Origin of the sequence: Rhizobium sp. ERR 942, from assembly GCF_007828395.1 — a bacterium.
GTDB classification, from domain to species: Bacteria; Pseudomonadota; Alphaproteobacteria; order Rhizobiales; family Rhizobiaceae; genus Rhizobium; species Rhizobium dioscoreae.
In genome coordinates this window covers 540,322-563,589 of record NZ_VIUA01000005.1, presented here as the reverse complement: position 1 = coordinate 563,589, position 23,268 = coordinate 540,322, and the positions used below count along the sequence as shown (strand labels likewise).

20 protein-coding genes are annotated in these 23,268 nt (G+C 61.0%); 7 read left to right on the top strand and 13 right to left on the bottom strand.

Features of this window, described 5'->3' with window-relative positions; genetic code table 11:
• Positions 1–87 precede the first annotated feature (87 nt).
• From rocF to FBZ97_RS22745, 3 genes are all read left to right on the top strand, one after another.
• On the top strand, positions 88–1,023 hold the full coding sequence (gene rocF, locus FBZ97_RS22755) for an arginase (protein ID WP_145322044.1): 936 nt from the start codon (positions 88–90) through the stop codon (positions 1,021–1,023).
• Positions 1,024–1,388: 365 nt separating this feature from the next.
• Positions 1,389–1,865, top strand: a complete 477-nt coding sequence (locus FBZ97_RS22750; protein ID WP_095436032.1) for a chemotaxis protein CheW — start codon at positions 1,389–1,391, stop codon at positions 1,863–1,865.
• Between the two features lie 298 nt (positions 1,866–2,163).
• Positions 2,164–3,837, top strand: coding sequence for a PAS domain-containing methyl-accepting chemotaxis protein (locus tag FBZ97_RS22745; RefSeq protein ID WP_113354290.1), 1,674 nt, complete (start codon positions 2,164–2,166; stop codon positions 3,835–3,837).
• 72 nt (positions 3,838–3,909) lie between these two features.
• Here the strand turns inward: FBZ97_RS22745 and FBZ97_RS22740 are convergent, their stop codons facing one another.
• The 9 genes from FBZ97_RS22740 to FBZ97_RS22700 form a co-directional block, all read right to left on the bottom strand.
• Positions 3,910–5,571: an OFA family MFS transporter gene (locus FBZ97_RS22740; protein ID WP_145322042.1), complete on the bottom strand. Its 1,662-nt coding sequence runs from the start codon at positions 5,569–5,571 to the stop codon at positions 3,910–3,912.
• 103 nt (positions 5,572–5,674) lie between these two features.
• Complete coding sequence (locus FBZ97_RS22735) at positions 5,675–5,941, bottom strand: formate dehydrogenase subunit delta (RefSeq protein WP_113333905.1); 267 nt, start codon at positions 5,939–5,941, stop codon at positions 5,675–5,677.
• Positions 5,931–6,758: a formate dehydrogenase accessory sulfurtransferase FdhD gene (gene fdhD, locus FBZ97_RS22730; RefSeq protein WP_145322040.1), complete on the bottom strand. Its 828-nt coding sequence runs from the start codon at positions 6,756–6,758 to the stop codon at positions 5,931–5,933. Before fdhD ends, FBZ97_RS22735 begins: the two co-directional genes overlap by 11 nt.
• Before the next feature lie 187 nt (positions 6,759–6,945).
• Positions 6,946–9,825, bottom strand: coding sequence for a formate dehydrogenase subunit alpha (gene fdhF, locus FBZ97_RS22725; protein ID WP_113354293.1), 2,880 nt, complete (start codon positions 9,823–9,825; stop codon positions 6,946–6,948).
• Between the two features lie 5 nt (positions 9,826–9,830).
• Positions 9,831–11,387 carry an NADH-quinone oxidoreductase subunit NuoF gene (locus FBZ97_RS22720; RefSeq protein WP_113354294.1) on the bottom strand — a complete coding sequence of 519 codons (1,557 nt, stop codon included), beginning with the start codon at positions 11,385–11,387 and terminating at the stop codon, positions 9,831–9,833.
• The gene (locus FBZ97_RS22715) at positions 11,384–11,863 is read right to left on the bottom strand and encodes a formate dehydrogenase subunit gamma (protein ID WP_113354295.1); all 480 of its coding nucleotides are present in this window, start codon (positions 11,861–11,863) and stop codon (positions 11,384–11,386) included. Before FBZ97_RS22715 ends, FBZ97_RS22720 begins: the two co-directional genes overlap by 4 nt.
• 160 nt (positions 11,864–12,023) lie before the next feature.
• Positions 12,024–12,920 carry a LysR family transcriptional regulator gene (locus tag FBZ97_RS22710; RefSeq protein WP_113333661.1) on the bottom strand — a complete coding sequence of 299 codons (897 nt, stop codon included), beginning with the start codon at positions 12,918–12,920 and terminating at the stop codon, positions 12,024–12,026.
• A gap of 70 nt (positions 12,921–12,990) precedes the next feature.
• Positions 12,991–13,329 (bottom strand): metalloregulator ArsR/SmtB family transcription factor, encoded by a 339-nt coding sequence (locus tag FBZ97_RS22705; RefSeq protein WP_113354296.1) that lies wholly within the window; start codon positions 13,327–13,329, stop codon positions 12,991–12,993.
• 102 nt (positions 13,330–13,431) lie between these two features.
• Entirely contained in the window at positions 13,432–14,202 is a 771-nt protein-coding gene (locus FBZ97_RS22700) for an SDR family oxidoreductase (protein ID WP_113354297.1), read from the bottom strand.
• Positions 14,203–14,299: 97 nt separating this feature from the next.
• Between FBZ97_RS22700 and FBZ97_RS22695 the strand changes: the two genes are divergently transcribed.
• Positions 14,300–15,073, top strand: a complete 774-nt coding sequence (locus FBZ97_RS22695; RefSeq protein ID WP_113333658.1) for a DeoR/GlpR family DNA-binding transcription regulator — start codon at positions 14,300–14,302, stop codon at positions 15,071–15,073.
• A 114-nt stretch (positions 15,074–15,187) separates the two neighbouring features.
• Complete coding sequence (gene glpD / locus FBZ97_RS22690; RefSeq protein ID WP_113421293.1) at positions 15,188–16,699, top strand: glycerol-3-phosphate dehydrogenase; 1,512 nt, start codon at positions 15,188–15,190, stop codon at positions 16,697–16,699.
• A 9-nt stretch (positions 16,700–16,708) separates the two neighbouring features.
• Here the strand turns inward: glpD and soxR are convergent, their stop codons facing one another.
• Positions 16,709–17,173, bottom strand: coding sequence for a redox-sensitive transcriptional activator SoxR (gene soxR / locus FBZ97_RS22685; protein WP_113354299.1), 465 nt, complete (start codon positions 17,171–17,173; stop codon positions 16,709–16,711).
• A gap of 73 nt (positions 17,174–17,246) precedes the next feature.
• Between soxR and FBZ97_RS22680 the strand changes: the two genes are divergently transcribed.
• Complete coding sequence (locus FBZ97_RS22680; protein ID WP_113354300.1) at positions 17,247–17,822, top strand: NAD(P)H-dependent oxidoreductase; 576 nt, start codon at positions 17,247–17,249, stop codon at positions 17,820–17,822.
• 166 nt (positions 17,823–17,988) lie between these two features.
• Entirely contained in the window at positions 17,989–19,200 is a 1,212-nt protein-coding gene (locus FBZ97_RS22675; RefSeq protein ID WP_113354301.1) for an acyltransferase, read from the top strand.
• 234 nt (positions 19,201–19,434) lie between these two features.
• Here FBZ97_RS22675 and FBZ97_RS22670 read toward each other — a convergent pair whose 3' ends face one another.
• Genes FBZ97_RS22670 through FBZ97_RS22660 form a run of 3 tightly spaced genes read right to left on the bottom strand, consistent with a single transcriptional unit; the run spans position 19,435 to position 23,224 of the window.
• Positions 19,435–20,556: a mandelate racemase/muconate lactonizing enzyme family protein gene (locus FBZ97_RS22670; RefSeq protein WP_113354302.1), complete on the bottom strand. Its 1,122-nt coding sequence runs from the start codon at positions 20,554–20,556 to the stop codon at positions 19,435–19,437.
• Between the two features lie 21 nt (positions 20,557–20,577).
• Positions 20,578–22,077 (bottom strand): aldehyde dehydrogenase family protein, encoded by a 1,500-nt coding sequence (locus tag FBZ97_RS22665; RefSeq protein WP_113354303.1) that lies wholly within the window; start codon positions 22,075–22,077, stop codon positions 20,578–20,580.
• 1 nt (position 22,078) lies between these two features.
• Positions 22,079–23,224 carry an iron-containing alcohol dehydrogenase gene (locus FBZ97_RS22660; RefSeq protein ID WP_113354304.1) on the bottom strand — a complete coding sequence of 382 codons (1,146 nt, stop codon included), beginning with the start codon at positions 23,222–23,224 and terminating at the stop codon, positions 22,079–22,081.
• Between the last annotated feature and the right edge of the window lie 44 nt (positions 23,225–23,268).

Sequence of the window (23,268 nt, the reverse complement as noted above, 5' to 3'; positions counted from 1 at the left end):
CGAACTGGTCTATCTCATTTTCATGCCGTCCCGGGCAAAGCCGCTACTGGCTCTTCCGGAAGCGCTCTAACCCTCGGAGCAATGCCGATGAATACGCAATCCACTCCCGTTACCCTGATCGGCGTCCCCCTGGAAGAAGGGTCCGGCCGCCACGGCGCCGGCATGGGTCCGACGGCGCTTCGCATCGCAGGTATCGAAACCACACTGACCGAACTTGGCCATCGCGTCACGGATAGCGGCGACCTGCATCCTGTTCCGGCAGCGGATCTTCCGGACCATCCCCACGCTCACAATCTGAAGATTGTCGGCGCCTTCACGCGTGCGCTGGAAGCGAAGGTCTATGATGTCGCATCGTCTGGCGGCTTCCCGCTGATCCTCGGCGGCGACCACAGTCTCTCCATGGGCAGCGTCTCCGGCATGGCCCGCCATGCGGCGGAGGTCGGCCGCCCGCTCTTCGTGCTCTGGCTCGACGCCCACTCCGATTTCAATTCGCCCGCCACCTCCCCCTCGGGCAATATTCACGGCATGCCCGTTGCATTCTTCTGCGGCGAAGCCGAGATCGAGGGTGTTCTGCCGGCCGGGCGGCCGCTGGTCGACCCGACGAAGGTCTTCCAGGTCGGCATCCGCTCCGTCGACCCCCGCGAGCGCGAGGAAATCCGCGAACACGGCGTCAACGTCTTCGACATGCGTTCGCTCGACGAGCAGGGTGTCGCCGCCATCATGCGCAAGGTGCTCGATACCGTCAGCGAAGCCAACGGCCTGCTGCATGTCAGCTTCGATGTCGATTTCCTCGATCCGGATATCGCGCCGGGCGTCGGAACCACCGTGCCGGGCGGCGCGACCTATCGCGAAGCGCATCTCATCATGGAGATGCTCTCCGACAGCAATCTCGTTTCGTCGCTCGATCTGGTCGAGCTCAACCCGTTCCTCGATGATCGCGGCAAGAGCGCCCGCGTGCTGGTGGAAATGGCCGCAAGCCTCTTTGGCCGGCGCATCTTCGATCGACCGACCCGGGCCGCCTGAGGCGCTGTCCGGCCGGCAGAGAAATCGAACACGCTTCGCCAATGAGCGAACCAGTCCTCACTGGGGCCACCCTCGTCCTTCGACAAGCTCAGGATGAGGGTGGAGTGAGCCCTTCGCTGATAGAGGTACGTTCTTTGGCAGCAAAGGGAGACGATCAGCCGTCATGATGAGGTGGCGCGTGAGCGCCCTCGAACCACGGGGCGGGTGGCCGCTCTCCCTTTACAACCTCCATACTTCCAGCATCTGGCTTTGCCAGCCAATACTATCGAAACCGCTTGCATAGGTTTAGGTTTAAGCAATCTTCTTTCGCTATCGTGCCAATAACGCGCCGCATCGGCGTCACGGGTTCAATGGGAAGAACGTTCATGGCCACGATCAATTCCACCAGCTTCAGCGGCGATACTCTGGAGATCATTGCCTTCCGGCTGCATGATCAGGAATTCTGCGTCAAGACCACCACGATCCGCGAAATACGCGGCTGGGCACCCTCGACGCCGATCCCGCACGCGCCGGCCGATGTCATCGGCGTCATGAACCTGCGCGGTTCGGTCATCCCGATCATCGACCTTGCCTACAAGCTCGGCATGCAGAGCACGGTCGCCAACGAACGCAGCGCCATTGTCGTCGCCGAAGTGCATAACATGGTCATCGGCATGCTGGTCGACCGCGTCTCCGACATCCTGACGATCGCCTCCAGCCAGGTGCAACCGGTGCCGGAAGTGACCGCCTCCTTCGATCGCGCCTATTGCGAAGGCATCATCGCCACGGAGAATGGCATGATCTGCTTCCTGAACCTCGCCAAGATGTTCAAGGAAAACGAAACAGACGAGCTCGCCGCTTAACTTCGCCGCATAGTCCTTTTTAAGAAACCGCCGCTCTCTTGCGGCGGTTTTTTATTATCTCCTAATTTTAGCCAGTTATATTTTATTTAAATTATAATTTCTAATGAGCTAATTTTTACCTAAAATTAAAGGAGGAAACTCCATCATCGATTGTGAAGCGAGGAAAGAAAATACAATCTATACATTCCGACCATCCCTTGCGGAACGTCGTCCTTCGGCGTGCCGACGAGCGCGGCCGCCCGCTTCGAAGCCATTAATCGACGCCCGACAAAGGCGAGCTTTCTAAGAGGGAATGGGAATGTTCAGTCTATCATCCGATGCCAGCCGCATTCTTTCCGCCGTTTCCAAATCGCAGGCCATCATCGAATTCGACATTCAAGGTAAGGTTCTGACCGCAAACGAGAATTTCTGCCGCACGCTGGGCTATGAGCTGAAGGAAATCGTCGGCAATCATCACCGGATGTTCTGTGATCCCTCCTATGTCACAACCCCTGCCTATCAAGATTTCTGGGCGCGTCTCGGCCGCGGCGAACATGATGCCGGCACCTACAAGCGTCATGCCAAGGGCAATCGCGAGATCTGGATACAAGCCTCCTACAATCCTGTCTTCCGCAACGGTAAGCCGATCAAGGTCGTAAAATTCGCTGTCGATGTCACCGAAGCCAAGAAGAAGGCAATCGACGATGCGGGCAAGCTAGAGGCGCTCTCGCGCTCGCAGGCCGTCATCGAATTCCTGCCGACCGGCGAAATTCTGACCGCGAACGAAAACTTCTGCAGCGCAATGGGCTATGCGCTCGGCGAGATCACAGGCAAGCATCACAGCATCTTCTGTGATCCTTCCTATGCCCGCACCGAGGAATACAAGCGCTTCTGGCAGCGCCTAGCGCAGGGCGAGTTCATCGCCAACGAATTCGTCCGCTACGGCAAGGGCGGCAAGGAAATCTGGATCCAGGCGGCCTATAACCCCATCGTCGACGCCGACGGCAAGGTCTACAAGGTCGTGAAATTCGCCACGGACGTTACCTCGCGCATGAGCGCCATCAACGAAATCGCCGGCGCCCTTCGCAGCCTGTCGGAAGGCGACCTGACGAAGACGCTCCAGCGGTCCTTCGTGCCATCCATGGAGCAGCTTCGCCACGATTTCAACGCAACGATCGAGAAGCTTTCCGAAACGCTGACCACCGTCGGCCACAATGCTAGCGCCATTGCCGCCGGCTCGCGCGAGCTCGGCCACTCAGCAGAAGCCTTCTCAAGGCGTACCGAACAGCAGGCTGCATCGGTGGAAGAGACGGCGGCGGCTCTGGAGGAAATCACCACGACGGTCACCGATTCCAGCCAGCGTGCGGAAGAAGCAGGGCGTCTCGTTGCCGAAACCAAACGCGGCGCCGAAGAATCCGGCACAGTGGTCCGCAATGCCGTCGCCGCCATGGATCAGATCGAGAAATCCTCGCGCGAGATCACCAACATCATCGGCGTCATCGATGATATCGCTTTCCAGACCAATCTTCTCGCATTGAATGCCGGTGTCGAAGCCGCCCGTGCCGGCGAGGCGGGCAAAGGCTTCGCCGTCGTGGCGCAGGAAGTGCGCGAGCTTGCTCAGCGTTCGGCCAGTGCCGCCAAGGAGATCAAGGCGCTGATCACGACATCGAGCCAGCACGTCAAGAATGGTGTCGGCCTGGTCGGTCAGACAGGCAGGGCGCTGGAGCATATCGTTACTCAAGTCGCCGATATCAACACCAACGTCGCCGCCATCGTCAAGGCTTCGAAGGAACAGACGATCGGCCTTCGGGAAATCAATTCGGCGATCAATTCGCTGGATCAGACCACTCAGCAGAACGCTGCCATGGTCGAGGAAAGCACGGCCGCAAGCCTCCGGCTCGCAAACGAAGCGGACGCGCTACATACGCTGCTTGCGCAATTCCGCCTCGCCGACTCGATGATCCGCGATATGGTGATGCGGCGCGCAGCTTGACCGCCAAACTTGCTGAAAAGCACGAGGCCGCCCCGAAATTCGGGGCGGCCTCGTCGTCTTACGGAGGATCGTTTAGCCAAACAATGCGTAAGTGCTCTTGATCGTCACCCATACGCCCCAGAGGAGCGGAATGCCGACGAGTGCCCAGGCGATCAGCGCCTTTCCATCGAAACCGCCCGTGCCGATGCCGAAAGAGCCGGTGGGGCCGGCATTGGCGGCGGCGGTCTTTGCCTGCAGCGCCGCCACCTCCTCGTCCGACATGAACCATTTATCCGAGAGCGGCTTGACCAGCGAATTGGCGATCAAGCCCAGAGCCAGCATGCCCGCAAGAATATACATGGTGAAGGTGTAAAGCTGGGCGCCTTCCACGCCTGCCGCCTTCTGCGCCTCGCGGATATAGTTGACGACGACAGGCCCGATGATCCCGGCCGTCGCCCATGCCGTCAGCAGCCGGCCATGGATCGCACCTACGAACTGCGTGCCGAAGATATCGGCAAGATAGGCGGGAACGGTAGCGAAGCCGCCGCCATACATCGATAGGATGATGCAGAGAGCGCCGACGAACAGCACTTTGCTATGGATACCGGCCGCCCAGGGAGCCAGGACATAGAGCGCAATGCCGATGACGAAGAAGCAATAGTAGGTGTTCTTGCGGCCGATCTTGTCGGAGAGTGACGCCCAGAAAAAGCGGCCGCCGATGTTGAAGAGCGACAGCAACCCGGCAAAGCCGGCGGCAATGGCAGCGATGGTGGCGATCTGATCCTTGCTGAGGTCGGCAAATTTCAGATCCGGCAGGCCGATGAGGGCTCCGCCGAAAATCTCCTGCAGCATGGGCGAGGCCATGCCGATGACGCCGATGCCGGCCGAGACATTCAGGCACAATACTGCCCAGATCAGCCAGAACTGCGGGGTTTTGTGGGCATCGCGGAGATGCACATGCTTGGTGGTGATCATCGAGCTCTTGGCCGCGGGCGCCGTCCAGCCCTCAGGACGCCAGCCGGCCGGCGGCAGGCGATAGCCGAAGGCGCCGCCCATCATGAAGACGAAATAGATCGCCGCCATGACGATGAAGGTCTGCCAGACGCCCACCGATCCATCAGTGCGGAAGTGGTTCATCAGCAGGCTCGCAAGCGGCGCCCCGATCATCGCGCCGCCGCCGAAACCCATGATCGCCATGCCGGTCGCCATGCCGCGCCGATCCGGAAACCATTTGATCAGCGTTGACACGGGTGAAATATAGCCGAGACCAAGCCCAATACCGCCGATGACGCCGGCGCCGATCCACATGATCCAGAGCTGATGGAAAATGACGCCAACGGCCGCGATTAGGATACCGCCGCACCAGCAGCAGGCAGCGACTACGCCGGCCTTGCGCGGCCCGACTTTCTCGAGCCACCCGCCCCAGATGGCGGCGGAGGAGCCGAGCAACACGAAGAACAGCGTATAGATCCAGCCGAGATCGCTTACGCGCCAGTCGCAGCTCGTCGTGAACAGGGCGGTCAGAAGATTGAGGCTGGCGCATTCTGCAGGGGCTGGAGTCGGCGTACCGAGCGCCTTGGAGAGCAGCAGCCAGAAAACGCTGAATCCATAGGCCATGCCGATGCAGAGATGGATCGCCAATGCCGCCGGCGGCACCAGCCACCGGTTGAAGCCCGGCTTGGCGATAATTCGCTCACGGTCGAGCAGACCCGCCGTCGCCGTCCCTCGGGAAATATTCGTATCCGCAGCCGTCATGAACAACTCCTCCTTGCTTCAAAGACCGGCACCCTTCCTCAAAGGAACCGCATTCGACGATAGAGCCTCCACTCTCCATCCCAATGCGCCATCTGTGTTAGTATTAAGCCGACTTAATTTCCTCGGCCGGCGCCGGCCTGTGGATCAGCGAGGCCGCCTCCAGGACCAAAGGATTCAGCCCACTGTCGCCATGATCGATGATCGCGAACAGCTGTCTCCGCATGCGCGGCTCCCAGAATTTGTTGATATGCGTAGCCACACCCTGCACCGCCTCGCCCGCCGGCTGTGTCTTGAAGAAGGTGGCGATCTGATTCGCCATATAGATAAGCTTGGTCTCGGTCTTGCCATGAGGTGTTTCGTCAGGCGACATCGGCGATGCTCCCCGTGATGATGCGATGCGGATGGGTGAAAATCTCGAAATCGTCGTCGCGCACCAGCGCCACCAGCGTCATGCCGGCCTCCTCGGCCGTACGGATCGCAAGCGCCGTCGGCGCGGAAATCGCTACAAGGACGGAACTGCCTAATATCGCTGCCTTCTGCACCATCTCGACGGAAAGGCGACTGGTGACGGCGACCACGCCATCCGCGCCCTTATGACCGGACCGAATGACCGCGCCGCATAGCTTGTCGAGCGCATTGTGCCGGCCGACATCCTCGCGCACGGCAAGCAGACCCTCGGACGGAATATAGAAGCCCGCGCCATGCACGGCATGCGTCTCGCGATGCAGCAGCTGGGCATCATTGAGGAGAGCGATGGCGCGGACGATATCCCTCTGCGTCGGCTTCAAAGCAACTTTCGAGACATCCGGCACCTTGCGAACTGCCTGCTCGATCGATTCGATGCCGCAAAGGCCGCAGCCGACGGGGCCCGCCATATGGCGGCGACGCAGCCGCAGGGCATCCGCAGCATCATCGACGAGCGTGATCTGCACATCGATCCCCTGCCCGTCCTCGATCGGCTCGATCGCAGCAATCTCACTCATATCGGTGATGATGCCCTCGGTGAGGCTGAAGCCGACAGCGAAATCCTCGATATCGGCGGGCGTACCCATCATGACCGCGTGCGAGGTGCCGCCATAGGAAAAAGCGATCGGTACTTCCTCGGGGACAATTCGGGAGCCGGACCGCACCAACCCGTTGCGGCGGGCGGTCTCGGGGACGAGGGTGGTGGGCGTGAATTTGGTCATTATCCGGTCTCCCCTTCTCCCCCTCGGGGAGAAGGTGGCGCGAAGCGTCGGATGAGGGGAGCGAGGAGCGACGGCTCCGAGCGTCCTGAGCGCGAGCGAAGGCCCATTCTTCCCGCGCGAAAAGACCCCCTCATCCGCCCTGCGGGCACCTTCTCCCCAAGGGGAGAAGGAGAAAGCATCCTCAAACTCACTCCGCAGCCTCCATCTTCCCAACGATGCGCCGGGACTGCCGGGCCTGTTCATCATACTCGACCTGCCACTGCGATGGACCATTCGAGGGCGAGACCTGCACGGCCGTCACCTTGTATTCCGGGCAGTTCGTCGCCCAGTCGGAATAATCCGTGGTAATGACGTTCGCCTGCGTGTCCGGATGATGGAACGTCGTATAGACCACACCGGGCGCGACGCGGTCGGTAATCAACGCCCGAAGCGTCGTGTCGCCGGATCGGCTGCTGAGCCGCACCCAATCGCCCTCGCGGATGCCGCGCTGCTCGGCATCGTGTGGGTGGATTTCCAGGCGATCCTCCGCGTGCCAGACGACATTCTCCGTGCGCCGCGTCTGGGCACCGACATTGTACTGGCTGAGGATACGCCCGGTCGTCAGTAGCAGCGGGAAGCGCGGGCCGGTGCGCTCGTCGGTCGGGACATATTCCGTGCGGATGAACTTGCCCTTGCCGCGCACGAAGCCATCGACATGCATGATCGGCGAGCCGAGCGGCGTCTTCTCGTTGCAGGGCCACTGCACCGAGCCCATCTTTTCCAGATAGTCATAGGAGACGAGCGCGAAGCTCGGCGTCGTCGCGGCGATCTCGTCCATGATTTCGGACGGATGCGTATAGTTCCAGCCGAGACCCATGGCCTGCGCCATCTTCTGTGTCACTTCCCAATCGGCATAGCCGTTGCGCGGGGTCATGACCTTGCGCACGCGGTTGATGCGGCGCTCGGCATTGGTGAAGGTGCCGTCCTTTTCCAGGAAGGTCGAACCGGGCAGGAAGACGTGGGCGTAGTTGGCGGTCTCGTTCAGGAAGAGGTCGTGGACGACGACGCATTCCATCGCAGCAAGGCCGGCCGCAACATGCTTGGTGTCCGGATCGGACTGGAGAATGTCCTCACCCTGGATGTAGATGCCCTTGAACGTGCCTTCGACGGCGGCATCGAGCATGTTCGGAATACGCAGGCCCGGCTCGTTGTTGAGCTTCACACCCCAGAGCTTTTCGAAGATATCGCGGGTCGCATCGTCAGAGATGTGGCGATAGCCCGGCAGCTCGTGCGGGAAGGAGCCCATGTCGCAGGAGCCCTGCACGTTGTTCTGTCCGCGCAGCGGATTTACGCCGACGCCCGGACGGCCGATATTGCCCGTCACCATGGCAAGGTTGGCGATCGCCATGACGGTGGTCGAGCCCTGGCTGTGCTCGGTGACGCCGAGACCGTAATAGATCGCGCCATTGCCGCCCTTGGCAAACAGACGAGCAGCACCGCGTACGAGTTCCGGAGAAACGCCGGTGTATTTTTCCGTTTCCTCCGGGCTGTGCTGCGGTTCGGAAACGAAGGCAGCCCAATCCTCGAATTCGGACCAGTCGCAGCGCTCGCGGATGAATTTCTCGTCGAACAGGCCTTCCGTCACGATCACATGCGCCAGTGCCGTCAGAATGGCGACATTAGTGCCTGGCTTCAGCGGCAGATGATAGCTGGCTTCGACATGCGGCGTGCGCACAAGATCGATGCGGCGCGGATCGATAACGATGAGCTTGGCGCCTTGGCGCAGCCGCTTCTTCAGGCGCGAGCCGAAGACCGGATGGCCATCCGTCGGGTTGGCGCCGATGACGATGACGACGTCGGAATGCTCGACGCTGTCGAAATTCTGCGTGCCGGCGGAGGTGCCGAACGCCTGGCCGAGGCCGTAGCCTGTGGGAGAATGGCAGACGCGGGCGCAGGTATCGACATTGTTGTTGCCGAAGCCTGCGCGCACCAGCTTCTGCACCAGAAAAGTCTCTTCATTGGTGCAGCGCGAGGAGGTAATGCCGCCGATGGAATCGCGGCCATACTGATATTGCAGCCGCTTGAACTCGGTGGCGATATGGGCAAAGGCCTCATCCCATGTCACTTCACGCCAGGGATCGCTCACCTTCTCGCGGATCATCGGGTTAAGGATGCGATCCTTGTGGGTCGAATAGCCATAGGCGAAGCGGCCCTTGACGCAGGAATGGCCGCGATTGGCCTGGCCGTCCTTCCAGGGCACCATACGCACCAGCTCCTCGCCGCGCATCTCCGCCTTGAAGGAGCAGCCGACACCGCAATAGGCGCAGGTGGTGACGACCGAATGCTCCGGCTGGCCGATCGAGATCACAGATTTCTCGGTCAGTGTCGCCGTCGGGCAGGCCTGCACGCAGGCGCCGCAGGAAACGCACTCGCTGTCGATGAAACTCTCATGCATGCCGGGCGAGACCCGCGAGCCGAAGCCGCGGCCCTCGATCGTCAGCGCAAACGTGCCCTGCACTTCCTCGCAGGCGCGCACGCAGCGCGAGCAGACAATGCACTTCGAAGGATCATAAGTGAAATAGGGGTTCGACTCGTCCTTCGGCATCCATTTCAGATTGATGTCGCCGTTGTTGCGCGCCTTGACGTGGTTGTCGCCCTCATAGCCGTAGCGCACATCGCGCAGGCCGACGGCGCCAGCCATGTCCTGTAGCTCGCAATCACCATTGGCGGCGCAGGTCAGGCAGTCGAGCGGGTGGTCGGAGATATAGAGTTCCATCACGCCGCGGCGGATGTCCTTCAGCCGGCCGGTCTGCGTGTGAACGACGAGGCCGGGTGCCACAGGCGTCGTGCACGAGGCCGGCGTGCCGTTGCGGCCTTCGATCTCGACGAGACAGAGGCGGCAGGAGCCGAAGGCATCGACCATATCGGTGGCGCAGAGCTTCGGCACCTGAATGCCTGCTTCCATCGAGGCGCGCATGATCGACGTACCCTCGGGCACCGTGATCTGGCGACCGTCGATGGTGAGCGTCACCATGGTTTCGGATGTGGAGGCCGGCGTGCCGTAATCGATTTCTGGAACGAGGGACATGGGTCTTACTCCGCCGCTTCAATCAAGGGAGCCGGAGAAAAATCCTCCGGAAAATGGGTCATCGCGCTCATGACGGGATAGGGCGTGAAGCCGCCGAGCGCGCAGAGCGAACCGAACTTCATGGTGTTGCAGAGATCGGCAAGCAGCACCCGGTTTTTCTCCGGCTCGATCCCTCGCGCGATCTTGTCGGCCGTCTCGACGCCGCGCGTCGAGCCGATGCGGCAGGGCGTGCACTTGCCGCAGCTTTCGACCGCGCAGAATTCCATGGCGAACCGCGCCTGCTTCAGCATGTCGGCGGTATCGTCGAAGACGACGATGCCGGCATGGCCGATGAGACCGTCCTTGGCCGCGAACGCTTCATAGTCGAACGGTGTGTCGAACAGGGCGCGCGGGAAATAGGCTCCCAGCGGACCACCCACCTGCACGGCCTTGACCGGCCGCCCTGTCGCTGTGCCGCCGCCGATCCGGTCGACGATATCGCCGAGCGAAAGACCGAAGGCCGTCTCGTAGAGGCCGCCATGCTTGACGTTGCCGGCGATCTGCAGCGGGATCGTGCCGCGCGACCGGCCCATGCCGAAATCGCGATAGAAGGCAGCACCCTTGTCCATGATGACGGGGACCGAGGCGAGCGAGATCACATTGTTGATGACGGTGGGACAGTTGAACAGGCCCTTATGCGCCGGCAGCGGCGGCTTGGCACGCACGATGCCACGCTTGCCCTCGAGGCTGTTCAAGAGCGCCGTTTCCTCGCCGCAGACATAGGCGCCGGCGCCGGTGCGGATTTCCATGTCGAAGGTTTTGCCTGAGCCGAGCACGGATGCGCCGAGAATACCGGCCTTGCGCGCGATTTCCACGGCTTCCGTCATCGCGGCGATCGCATGCGGATATTCCGAACGCGTATAGACGAAGCCCTTGGTCGCGCCCGTCGCGAGGCCTGCAATCGCCATGCCCTCGATCAGCACGAAGGGGTCGCCTTCCATGATCATCCGGTCGGCGAAGGTACCGCTATCGCCCTCGTCCGCGTTGCAGACGATATATTTGCGTGTCCCCGGCGCATCGAGCACCGTCTTCCACTTGATGCCGGTCGGGAAACCCGCGCCACCGCGGCCGCGAAGGCCGGAATCGGTCACTTCCTTGACGATATCGCCAGCAGCCATGCCGGTGGCGCGGCGCAGACCTTTCAGGCCGCCGTGCGCTTCGTAATCCTGAAGCGAAAGCGGGTCGGTGATGCCGCAGCGGGCAAAAGTCAGGCGGGTCTGTTCCTTGAGGAATGGGAGGCTTTCGACCTCCCCAAGACAGAGCGGATGCTCGCCGCCTTCGGCGAGCCCGGCATCGAATAGTGCGGGAACATCCTTGGCCTTCACCGGTCCATAGCCGATGCGCTTGCCGTCGATCTCGACTTCGACCAGGGGCTCGAGCCAGAACATGCCGCGCGAGCCGTTGCGCACGATGCGCGCATCGAGCCCGCGCTTGGCAATCTCCTGCGTGACGGCTTGCGCCACCTTTTCCGCACCCAGCGAAAGGGCGGCGGCATCGCGGGGAATATAGATGGTGATCGTCATTGGCGCGCCTCCTTGACAAGGTCTTCGGCGCTTTCGTCGTCGAGCCGGCCATGCAGCTCGCCGTCGAGCATCGCAGCCGGAGCGCAGGCGCAAAGCCCGAGACAGTAGACCGGTTCCAGCGTGACACTGCCATCGAGCGTGGTCTGATGGAAATCGACGCCCAGCAACTGCTTGACGCGCTCCGCCAGCGCATCGCCGCCCATCGACTGACAGGCCTCGGCGCGACAGAGCTTCAGAACATGGCGGCCTGCCGGATGATCGCGATAGTCATGATAGAAGGTCATGACGCCGTGCACTTCAGCGCGGGAAAGGTTCAGTGCCTTGGCGATCAGCGGCAACGCATCCTGCGGCACATAACCGAATTCTTCCTGGATCCCATGCAGGATCGGCAAAAGCGGCCCCTCCATCGATTTCATGCTATCGATGATGGTGCCGGCCCGGGTTGCGACATCGCCCGCGGCCTGATTCAAGCTCATTAGCAGCCTCCCGCGCATAGCTCCGAAGATCGAAGGCGAATCTTCGGAAAAGGCCTATGCGGCATTTCCTCCTGGCGCGCGATCGACACGCCATGCCGTTAAGGTCGCAGGGAGAAGGCTGGGGATCAATAAGGCAGTCTCGTTGCTCGATAGAAAATTTCTATCGATTCTCGTCCTCTTCCGCGAGCAGTCTCGCCTCATGCAGCAAGGCAGAGACGAGCGGCGTAAAGGGCTCGCGATGCGTGGCGACAAGGCCGACAAGGTGCTCGGCGTCAGGTTCAGTGATTGGGATCTTATGAATATCCGCCGGAAAACCGAAGGAATCAGCGATATTCTTCGGCATGATGCTCGCCCAGCGCCCGGTCTGCACATGCGAAAACAGCACGATCATCGAATTGGATTCCAGCGTCGGCCTCGCCGTTGCGCCTGCCTCGGCAAGATGCCGATTGATTATGCGGCGATTCTGCATGTCAGCAGTCAATAGACAAAGCCGAAGATCGCCGACTTCCTTCCAGGTGACGGTCTTGCGCTCGGAAAACGGGCTGCCCGCCGCGGTGATCAGGTGATAGCGCTCGGCATAGAGCGGCACGCTGGTGACGCGGCCGAGCGGCTCGTTCTCCAGATAGGTGATGCCGGCATCGATCTCAAGATTTTCCAGCAGGCTCAGAACCTGCAGCGAATTGCGCGACAAGATGGAGAAGGTGACATCGGGATGCCTTTCCTGGAAAGGCGTAGTGATTTTCTGCACCATGGCAAGCGCCGTCGGAATGGCGGCGATCCGGATATGGCCGGCAAGGCCCTTGCGCGCCGCGCGCATCTCCTCGCGCATCGTGCGGCTGTCGCCGACGATGCGACGGGCCCATTCCAGCACGCGCTGTCCCTCGGGCGTCAGTCCCTGAAAGCGCGAACCGCGGCTAACAAGCATCACGCCAAGCTGGTCCTCCAGCTGGCGGATGGCCGCAGACAGGGTGGGCTGCGTCACGCCACATTCTTCCGCGGCGCGGCCAAAATGCTTCTGATTCGCCAATGCTATGAAGAATTCCAGCTTGTCGATCATCCCGCTCTCCCGCGACGAAAGAGTTAGACCGACAGCATGGCGAGCGCAACATACAAAGCGGCCTCAGGGTTCAGCGATCGGTCTGACAAAACGCCTTCTGCAGCGACTCAACGACGGCGCAGATTTCCGACCGCGCGACGGCATAATGGATGAGTCGCCCTTCGCGGCGCGTATCGACCAGCTTGTCCAGGCGAAGGCGTGCCAAATGCTGCGACACGACGGCCTGCGGCAGATCAAGAAGAGCCTCGAGCTCCATCACCGTTTTCTCGTGCTTGGCAAGCGTGAAGAGAATTGCCAGGCGGGTCTCATGCGATAGTGCTTTCAGCAGGGCGCTCGCCTTTCGCGCCGTGTCAGTCATTTCCTCAACATCACGTTCCGCTGCACCGCCCTGCGGTAGAGACGACGACATATGACAGCCTCTAGTAAGAAATCCCCCAGAGGTATGCTTATAATATTATCAAATCAGAAGCTGATTCAAAAAGACACGGAAAACCAAAAAAGGTCCGTTTTATCAGCAGATAAGCTGCCCGCCATTGATCTCGAGCACCTGCCCGGTGATGTAGCCGGAAAGCAGGGGCGCTGCGAGAAAGAGATAGGCGGGCGCGCAATCTTCGGGCGTTCCCAGGCGCTGGAGTGGGATCGATTTGCGCGTCTGCTCCAGCTTCTCTCTCGAGGAATAGCGCTCATGAAAATCGGTTGATATCGTGCCGGGAGAGACGCAATTGACCCGTATGCCATCAGGTGCCAGTTCGCGCGCCAGTGCTTTCGAGTAGGTTGCGACAAAGGCCTTCGAGGCGGAATAGATCGCCGATCCCGGGCTGCCGCCGGTCAGTGCCGAAATCGAAACCGTATTGACGATCGCCGCCTGCCCGGCTGCCCGCAGCAGCGGCAACAGTCCTCTCGTCACCTCCATCACGGAAGTCTGATTGAGATGAACGATCTGCTCGTATTGTTCGTCCGTAAGCTCGCCGGCTGGGAATCGCCCGACCATGGTGCCGGCATTGTTGACAAGCACGTCGATGCGGTCGAAACGCTCGCCGGCAGCGCTGACGAAATCGCGCGTGCCATTGCGGGCGGCGAAATCGCCGGCAATGAGAAAGGCGCGGCGCTCGGCTTCCGCTTCCATCAGAAAATCAGGCAAATCGCGACTGCCATCGCGGCCAACATGAACAAGGACATGGGCTCCGCAATCGAGAAACTGGCGCGCGACCTCCAGCCCGATGCCACGGCCGGCGCCGGTGACCACGACGTTGCGATTTTCGAATAGCTTCGGATGAAACACGATGACCTCCCAAACCGCACTATTCGCGCGCCGGTAATTGCGGAATTTTCACTTTATCATATGATGACGAAAAAACGAAAGAAAGGGAGCGAAAACCATGTTCCTGTCCGGGCGTCAGACAGAGATCCTCGAAATCGCCAAGGCGGAGGGCCGCGTGCTGGTGGAAGAGCTGGCGATGCGCTTCTCGGTCACGCCGCAGACCATTCGCAAGGACCTGAACGACCTCTGCGACGGCCGCGTGCTATCGCGCGTGCATGGCGGCGCGATCTTTCCCGGCGGAACCGAGAACGTGAAATATGAGGCGAGACGCTCCATCGCCGCGCCCGAAAAACAGGCGATCGGCCGCGCCGCAGCAAGCCTGATCCCCAACAACAGCTCGCTTTTCATTAATATCGGCACAACGACGGAAGCCGTCGGCGAGGCACTCCTTGGCCACCACGAACTGATGGTCATCACCAATAATATCAACGTTGCCAATAAGTTACGTATTTTCCCATCCATCGAAGTCGTGATTTCCGGCGGCGTCGTGCGCGGCTCGGATGGCGGTATCGTCGGTGAAGCCGCCGTCGACTTCATCAAGCAGTTCAAGGTGGATTACGCTGTCATCGGCGCCTCCGCGATTGACCCCGACGGCGCGCTTCTGGATTTCGATTTTCGCGAAGTGAAAGTCGCGCAGGCCATCATCGCCAATGCGCGGCACGTCATTCTCGTCGCCGACAGCACCAAATTCGAACGAACCGCTCCGGTTCGCATCGGCCATCTATCGCAGGTTCATACCTTCGTAACGGACGAATGCAGCATCGAATCCGTGCGCTCCATCGCCGCGGAACATGACGTGCATCTTGTTGAAACCTCTCGCAGACCAGCTTGATCGGCGCGCTTTCCGTCAAGAAACGTTCGTTTGACATTCGTATCTGTTTCGCTTTAGATGGATTAGTTTCGATTTTCCATCTTCAGGGGATGGCTGACCTTTGCGGAGGGGCGGGTGAGCGAGCAGGTCTACGATATTTTCGTTATCGGCGGCGGCATCAATGGCTGCGGCATTGCCCGCGATGCCGTTGGGCGCGGCTATAAGGTCGCGCTCGCCGAGATGAACGACTTCGCCTCCGGCACGTCGTCGGGCGCCACCAAGCTCATCCATGGCGGGTTGCGCTATCTCGAACATTACGAATTCCGTCTCGTGCGCGAATCGCTGATGGAGCGCGAAGTGCTCTGGGCGATGGCGCCCCATATCATCTGGCCGATGCGCTTCGTCCTGCCCTATCACAAGGGTGGCATCCGCCCGGCCTGGCTGATCCGCCTCGGCCTTTTCCTCTACGACCACCTTGGCGGACGAAAGCTGCTGCCACCGACCGCGACGCTGGACATGAAGAAGGATCCCGCGGGCAAGCCGCTGAAGGCGCTCTTCACCAAGGCTTTTGAATATTCCGACGGCTGGGTCGACGATGCCCGCATGGTGGTGCTGAATGCGCGCGATGCGGCCGATCGCGGCGCAACGATCATGCCGCGGACGAAAGTGATCTCCGCGCGCCGCGAAGGCGCGGTTTGGGCGATCGAAACGGAGAATACGATCAGCGGCGAGAAGCGCCAGTTTCGTTCGCGCATGCTGGTCAATGCCGCGGGTCCCTGGGTCGATCAGGTGCTCGCCGGTGCCTTCGGCAAGAACCAGGTACACAATGTCCGCCTCGTCCAGGGCAGCCATATCGTCGTGCGCAAGAAGTTCGATGATCCCCGCGCCTATTTCTTCCAGAACCCGGACAACCGCATCATCTTCGCCATCCCCTACGAGCAGGACTTCACGCTGATCGGCACCACGGATCGCGACTACAAGGACGATCCGAAGGATGTGAAGATCACGGCAGAGGAGACGTCCTATCTCTGCAACGCCGCCAGCGAATATTTCAAGGAGCCGGTAAAGCCCGAGGATATCGTCTGGACCTACTCGGCCGTCCGCCCGCTCTATGACGATGGCGCATCGAAGGCGCAGGAAGCCACGCGCGATTACGTGCTGAAGGTCGAAGGCGAAGAAGGCCAGGCACCGCTGCTCAATGTCTTTGGCGGCAAGCTCACCACTTATCGCCGCCTCGGCGAACATGCGCTGGAGAAGATCGGCGAGGCCATCGGCCTGAAGGGTACGCCCTGGACTGCCGGCAGTTCGCTGCCCGGCGGCGACTTTCCGGTTCGCGGCTATGAGGCCGAAGTCTCCAAGCTCAAGTCGCGCTATTCTTTCCTTGCCGATCCGCATGCCCGCCGCCTCATCCGCCGCTACGGCACACGCGCCGCCATGATCCTTGGCAACGCAAAGACGGTCGCCGATCTCGGCCGCTATTTCGGAAGCGATCTCTACGAGGCGGAAGTGCGCTACCTGATGGAACAGGAATGGGCGTATAACGCCGCAGACATCTTGTGGCGGCGCTCCAAAAAGGGTCTTTATCTATCGAAGGAAGAAGCCGCAGCTCTCGACGGCTATATGGCAGAGAGCCACGTCCACGCCTGAGTCGCCAATTCACTCTCCGGGATCGAGCAGCCGCGGGCCTGCGCCTTCTTCGGAAAGCACATCCCACGGATTGCGCAAGGGACAGCTATCGAGCGAAAGGCAGCCGCAACCGATACAGCTGTCCAGCTGATCGCGAAGTCCCTGCAGGCGCTTGATGCGAGCGTCGAGATCGTCCTTCCACCGCTCCGAAAGCGCCTTCCAGTCGGACGCGGTCGGCGTGCGCCCCTGCGGCAGCGATTGAAGAGCCGCCTGAACCTCGGCAAGCGGAATACCGACGCGTTGGGCCACCTTGATGATGGAGACTCGCCGCAGCACTTCGCGCGGATAGCGCCGTTGGTTGCCGCGGCTGCGATGGCTCTCGATCAAGCCTTTCGCCTCATAGAAATGCAGCGCCGATACGGCCACGCCGCTGCGCGCCGCCACCTCGCCAACAGTCAGCAGCTTCGGAAATTGAGCCGGATCGATTTTTCCCATTTTCGCTATTGACCTCAACTTTACTTGAGGTTTTATAACCCTGGCTCCGAACCGCGTAAAGCAGGAGCAAGACATGACAGAAAGAACCCGGCTGGCGATCATCTACGGCAGCACGCGTCCCGGCCGGCTGTGCGACCGGGTGGTCAATTGGGTTGCCCGCGAATTGGCACACTATCCGCTTATAGACATCGATCTGGTCGATCCCCTCGAATTCGATCTGCCTTTCGCACACAATCGCGAGCATCCGGGCGTCGCGGCCCTATCGGAGCGGCTTTCCGATGCCGATGCCTTCATCGTGGTCACGCCGGAATACAATCACAGCTTCACGGCCTCGCTGAAATTCGTCCTCGATCTCGTCTATGAGCCCTGGCATGGCAAACCTGTCGCCTTCGTTTCCTATGGCGGAGTTTCCGGCGGCCTGCGCGCGGTCGAACAGTTGCGGCTCGTCTTTGCCGAACTCCATACCGTCACCGTGCGCGATACTATCAGCTTCGCCAATCCGTGGGGCAGATTTGCCGAGGATGGCACATTGGAAAACCCGCTCGATGCCAGAAAATCGCTCGTTGTCATGATCGCGCGGCTGACTTGGTGGAGCAACGCCCTGAAACCGGCGCGCGCCACGCGCCCCTATCGCTCCGCCGCCGCCTGATCCTTATCCCAGTAATCCGATCTCTCGTTTCTGGCAGGTGCGGGAGATCGGTCCGACGCCCGGACCCGGCACCACGGGTCCGGGCGTCCTGCCTTCAAGGATCACGCTTGCCGAAACCGTCGCAATGACCTAACCCAATAGAAGGAGATCTCGGGCGGATACGCGAATGGAGAACGCCAAGCGGCTGGGAGGAGCGGATTTCGTGCGCGCTGTCGCATGTCTGATGGTGCTTGTTCACCATCTCGTGCTCCGAATGAATTTCTACAAAATCCCGCCGGATCTGGACATGACCTTCATAATCGCGCGCTTCGGCAATCACGGCGTCTCGGTCTTCTTCGTCCTCAGCGGTTTCCTTCTTGCACGTCCCTTCTGGCTGGCACTGGATAGAGCTCAACCCCTACCTTCGCTGAAGATCTATGCCATGCGCCGCGCCGCACGCATCCTGCCGGGTTTCTGGTTTGCCCTGACGTTCGGCTTCGTGATCAGCTTCACCATCTACGGCTTTCCGCTCGATGCAGAACTGGTCGGCCGCTATATCGCCGGTTTCTTCCTGATGAGCCAATGGCACTGGCGCACCTTTTTCCCGGTGCAAGGCGATGGGCCGCTATGGTCGATCCCCTTCGAGACGACCTGCTATGTTCTCATGCCGATCGGCTTCCTGCTGTTGTTTCATCCGAAACTGAGAACCCGTTCCATTCTTGTCAGCCGTGCGCTCTGGATCGGCATTATCGCAATATCTCTGGTCGGCCATTGGCTCGTGGTCACCTATCTTCCAACCGACAATGTCGGGCGCGGATGGCAATATGGCTTCCAGGGCGGCGCCAAGGAATGGATGCCGCGCTACAACCCGATCGGCTTCTTTGCGATATTCGCGATCGGCGCGCTCGCCGCCGGCATTCAGACACTCCTCCCAGCCCGACGCTCAGCGATCTATGACATCATCGGCGCACTCGCGATCATCATGGGCGCGTGGCAGTTGCCGCAGTCGATCGGCGGTGCTGCGGAGGGCTACGCCTGGCTCGGCATTCCCTATCAATTCCCGCTGCTTCCCCTGGCGGTCGCGATTGCGCTTTGCACGCTTCCCCAATCGCTGCTGCTGGCAAAGCTGCTCGACAATCCTGTCAGCCGTTATGTCGCCACCGTCTCCTTCGGCGTCTACATCTGGCAGGATATCGTGTTGACCTTGATGCCGCAGCTCTTTCCCTCATCCTTCGGCGCAGGCTCGGATGACGTGCTGGGCGGCTGGATCGTCTCAAGCCTGGTTGCAACCACCGTCATCTTCGCCATCGGCACGCTGAGCTATGTCCTGCTCGAACGCCCCGTCATCCATTGGGCACGGACACGGGAAAACAAACAAATGCAGCCCGTAGCTGCGTGATATAGGGCAATCGCATGTGAGGTGCGTAGACACCACAAACTCCTTCTCCCCTCGGGGAGAAGGTGGCCCGAAGGGTCGGATGAGGGGGGCGACCGATTTGGATGCGGGGATTTTCGTGCTCTTGGCAACACCCCCTCATCCGCCTGACGGCACCTTCTCCCCGAGGGGAGAAGGGGGGCGCGGAGCCCATGCACCTCACAAGCCAGGCCTTGCCGCCTAATTCCGTAGGCGCCTTCAGATGCGCGTCGCCTTCAGCCGCTCCTCATCGAGAACGATGCCGAGGCCTGGTGCGACGCCGAGATCCAGCCAGCCGGCCTCGTGCTTGAGCGGCGACGCCATCGGATAGTCGCGACGAGCTTCGCTCCATTCCGGATTATCGTAGGGATATTCGAGCCAGGCTGCATCGGCAACGCCGGCGGTCAGATGCGCATTGGCGAGAACCCCGATGCCGTTCGTCCAGGAATGCGGCGTGAATTGCACGCCCGCCTCGCGCGCCTGATAAGCCAAACGCCGGCAACCGGTAATACCGCCGACAAGCGCGACATCGGGCTGAATGACATCGAAGGCACGCTCCTCGATAATATCGCGAAACTCGTAGAGCTCGCGCGTCATTTCGCCGCCGACGATCCTGACCGACGTTGCCTGTTTCAACTCTTTCATACCCTTGCGGTCGGAGCGGTGAAGCGGCTCTTCCATCCAGTAGACGCCGAGCCGCTCCAGCTCTTTCGCAACAGCAAGCGCATCCTTGAAGGTCCATGGCAAGGTTGTATCCCAGGGCATGCGCCAACCCTGATTGCAGTCGACCATCAGCTCCAGCCGGTCGCCGACGCGGGCGCGGGTCGCTTCCAGCGCCTTGACGTCCTCGCGCCAGCCGCCGCGACCGCCCGAGGACGAGGAGAAGCGCACCTTCATGGCCGGGAAGCCCTCGTCGATATAACGCTCGGCCTGATCGGCCATGGCAGATGGCTCGCGCAACACGCCGGAGGAGGCATAGAGCCGCACGCGGCTGGCGCGGCCACCGAGCATCCGCCAGACAGGCTCGCCGGTGATCTTGCCGGAGAGGTCCCATAGCGCCAGATCCATTGGCCAGCAGCGGCCATAATGGAAATTGATGTGCGACAGGACTTCATAATGCCGTTCGACATGCCGGGGATCCTGCCCGATGAACAGATCCTCATGCCCCTCGAAACCCTTCATCAGGTCGCCGGAGCCGATGCCTTCGCGACCCTCATCATCCCTGACGCGCACAATGGTCGCATCGAAATGCCGGCGCGGACGGCCATCCCAGCTCGCCTTGAACGCCGGATCGAGCGGCAGGCGGTGATGGGTGATCTCGATGGAAACGATCTTGCTCATGGTCATGCCTCCCCGCGAACCTCAACCGAACTGCTGCCAGATCGTCTTGTAATCGCAATATTTGTCGATCGCATGCACCGAACGGTCCCGGCCGAAACCGGACTGCTTGAAGCCGCCGAACGGCGTCGCGAAATTCGACATGTCATAGGTGTTGATCCACACCGTACCCGCATGGATCTCTTCGGAAAAGCGGTGGGCACGATCCATGTCCTTGGTGAAGACGGCGCCGGCAAGCCCATAGATCGTGTCATTGGCGATCTTCAGTGCCTCCTCCTCTGTATCGAAGGGGATGGCGGCGAGCACGGGGCCGAAGATTTCCTGCCGCGCGAGGCTCATGTCGTTGGTCATGTCGACGAAGACGCCCGGCGAGACATAATAACCGCCGGTCTCGCTCAGGACACGCTCGGCGCCGAAGGCACGCCGCGCCCCCTCCTTCTCGCCGGCCGCGATCATCGCCAGCACCTTGTTCATATGCTCTTCCTCGATCAGCGCACCAATCTGTGCCGAAGGATCGAGCGGATGCTTGAGCGAGATGTCCGAGCGGGTGACAGCCTCGATCTTCGCGATCAACTTGTCCTGCACCGAGCGCTGCACGATCAGACGGGTCGAGGCATGACAGGTCTCGCCGGAATTATAGAAGCAGCCCCAGGCAGCGGCGACGGCAGCCGCATCGAGATCGGCATCTTCGAAGACGACCAGCGGTGACTTGCCGCCAAGCTCCAGCGCCACGCGTTTGACGTTCGATTGCGCCGCATAGCCCATAATCAGCTTGCCGACTTCAGTGGAGCCGGTAAAGGCGATCATGTCGACATCCATGTGCAGCGCCAGTGGCTTGCCGGTCTCTTCGCCATAACCCGTGACGACGTTGAAGACGCCAGCCGGCAGGCCGGCTTCGATCCCAAGCTCGGCAAGACGGATCGCCGAAAGCGAGGATTGTTCGGCCGGCTTTAGCACGACGGAATTGCCGGCAGCGATAGCCGGTCCCAGCTTCCAGGCATCGATGATCATCGGATAGTTCCAGGGCGTGATCGCCCCGACGACGCCGAGCGGCACCTTGCGCACCAAAGCCCGCGCATTCGGGCCGGTCGGCGCAATCTCGTCATACATCTTGTCGATCATTTCGCCGTAGAACTGGATGCCGTCGGCGCAGAGCCGCACATCGACACCAAGCGACGCCATGACCGGCTTGCCGACATCGATCGTCTCGAGCATGGCGAGTTCATCGCCATGGGCGCGGATGAGCTCCGCCCATTTCAGCATGATCTTCTTCTTTTCGAGCGGCTCCTTTTTGCGCCAGACGCCGCTTTCGAAGGCAGCGCGGGCTGAGGCAACGGCAGCATCGACGTCAGCGGCATTGCCGCGCGCCAGCTCGGCACCGGGCTTACCATCCATCGGCCGGATGCGAATGAAAGTTTCGCCTGAAGCGGCGGCACGATGTGAGCCATTGATGAAGTGACGACCTTCTGGCTTGAGGTCGGACAGAACGCTTTCCCAATAATCGCGCGTGTAATTCTTGGTCATCTCAAATTCCTTTCGGCAGCGCCATGACGGCGGCGGCAAAGCGGTCGATATCGGCATCCGTCACGTCACGGATCGTCGAGCCCCGCATGGGCTGGTTTTCGGTTGCGCGCATCTCGCGGGCGAGATCGGTTTCGTCGAACGGTTTGAACGCAGCCGGCAGCGCGCGCACGATGCCGCAGCGATCCATCCAGTCCGAGACGAAAGCGGGCAGATCGGCGGCGCTCTCGAGGCCGCAAGCATTGGCCGCTGCATTCAGATCTGCGGTATCCGCTTCGACGAGCCATGGCAGCGTCACTTCGAAGCCGAGCGCCGTCGCAAGCCCGTGATGGACAGGGCCGAGGCCTGCCAGCGCATGGCTGATATTGTGCGCGATCGCCGTGCCGCAATTGTCGATCGCAATGCCGCCGAAGCAGGAGCCAAGCAGCACGTCACCGCGAGCTGCCATATCGTCGGGCTGCTTGACGGCCGTCTCCAGCGCATTGGCCAGCAGCCGCAGCGCCTGATGCGCGTAGAATTGTGCGCCGAGATGCGTGTTGCGGTTCGTGGCTGCTTCAAAAGCATGGATGAAGGCATCGAGGCCGCACCATGCCGTCAGGCTGGCGGGCAGGGTCTTCGTCAGCGTGGGGTCGAGGATGACGAGATCGGCCTTCGTTTCCGGTCCCCAGATCCAGAGTTTCTTGCCCTCCAGCCCGGCAAAGATATTCGTCGCCGATGTTTCCGAACCTGTCCCCGCAGTGGTCGGGATCATGATCTTCTTCAGCGGGTTCTTTGGTAACGGATTGGCGGCAAGCGCGTAGTGCATGGGATCCTCGCCGGAGGCGATGCAGCAGGCAACGATCTTGCCGATATCGAGCGCCGAGCCGCCGCCGATGCCGATCACCATGTCGGCGCCCTGCCCTGCAGCGATCGCCGCATGCAGATGCGCAAGCTTCGGCTCACCAGCAAAATCCGAAAAGACCTGCGTCTTCACGCGCGCTTCGGCAAGCTCGGCGCTGACCTTGGCAGCAAGGCCCGACTGCGCCAGGAAGGCATCGACCACCAGGAGAACGGTGCTGACGCCATCGAAGGATTTGACCGCAGCGGGAAGGCCGGAGAGCGCCCCCTCGCCGAAATGAATGTCTGGGATGGCGGAAATGGAAAAGGACACGCAGGATCACCTTGGAGAAGCGGCTGATTTGATGTCATAATCCT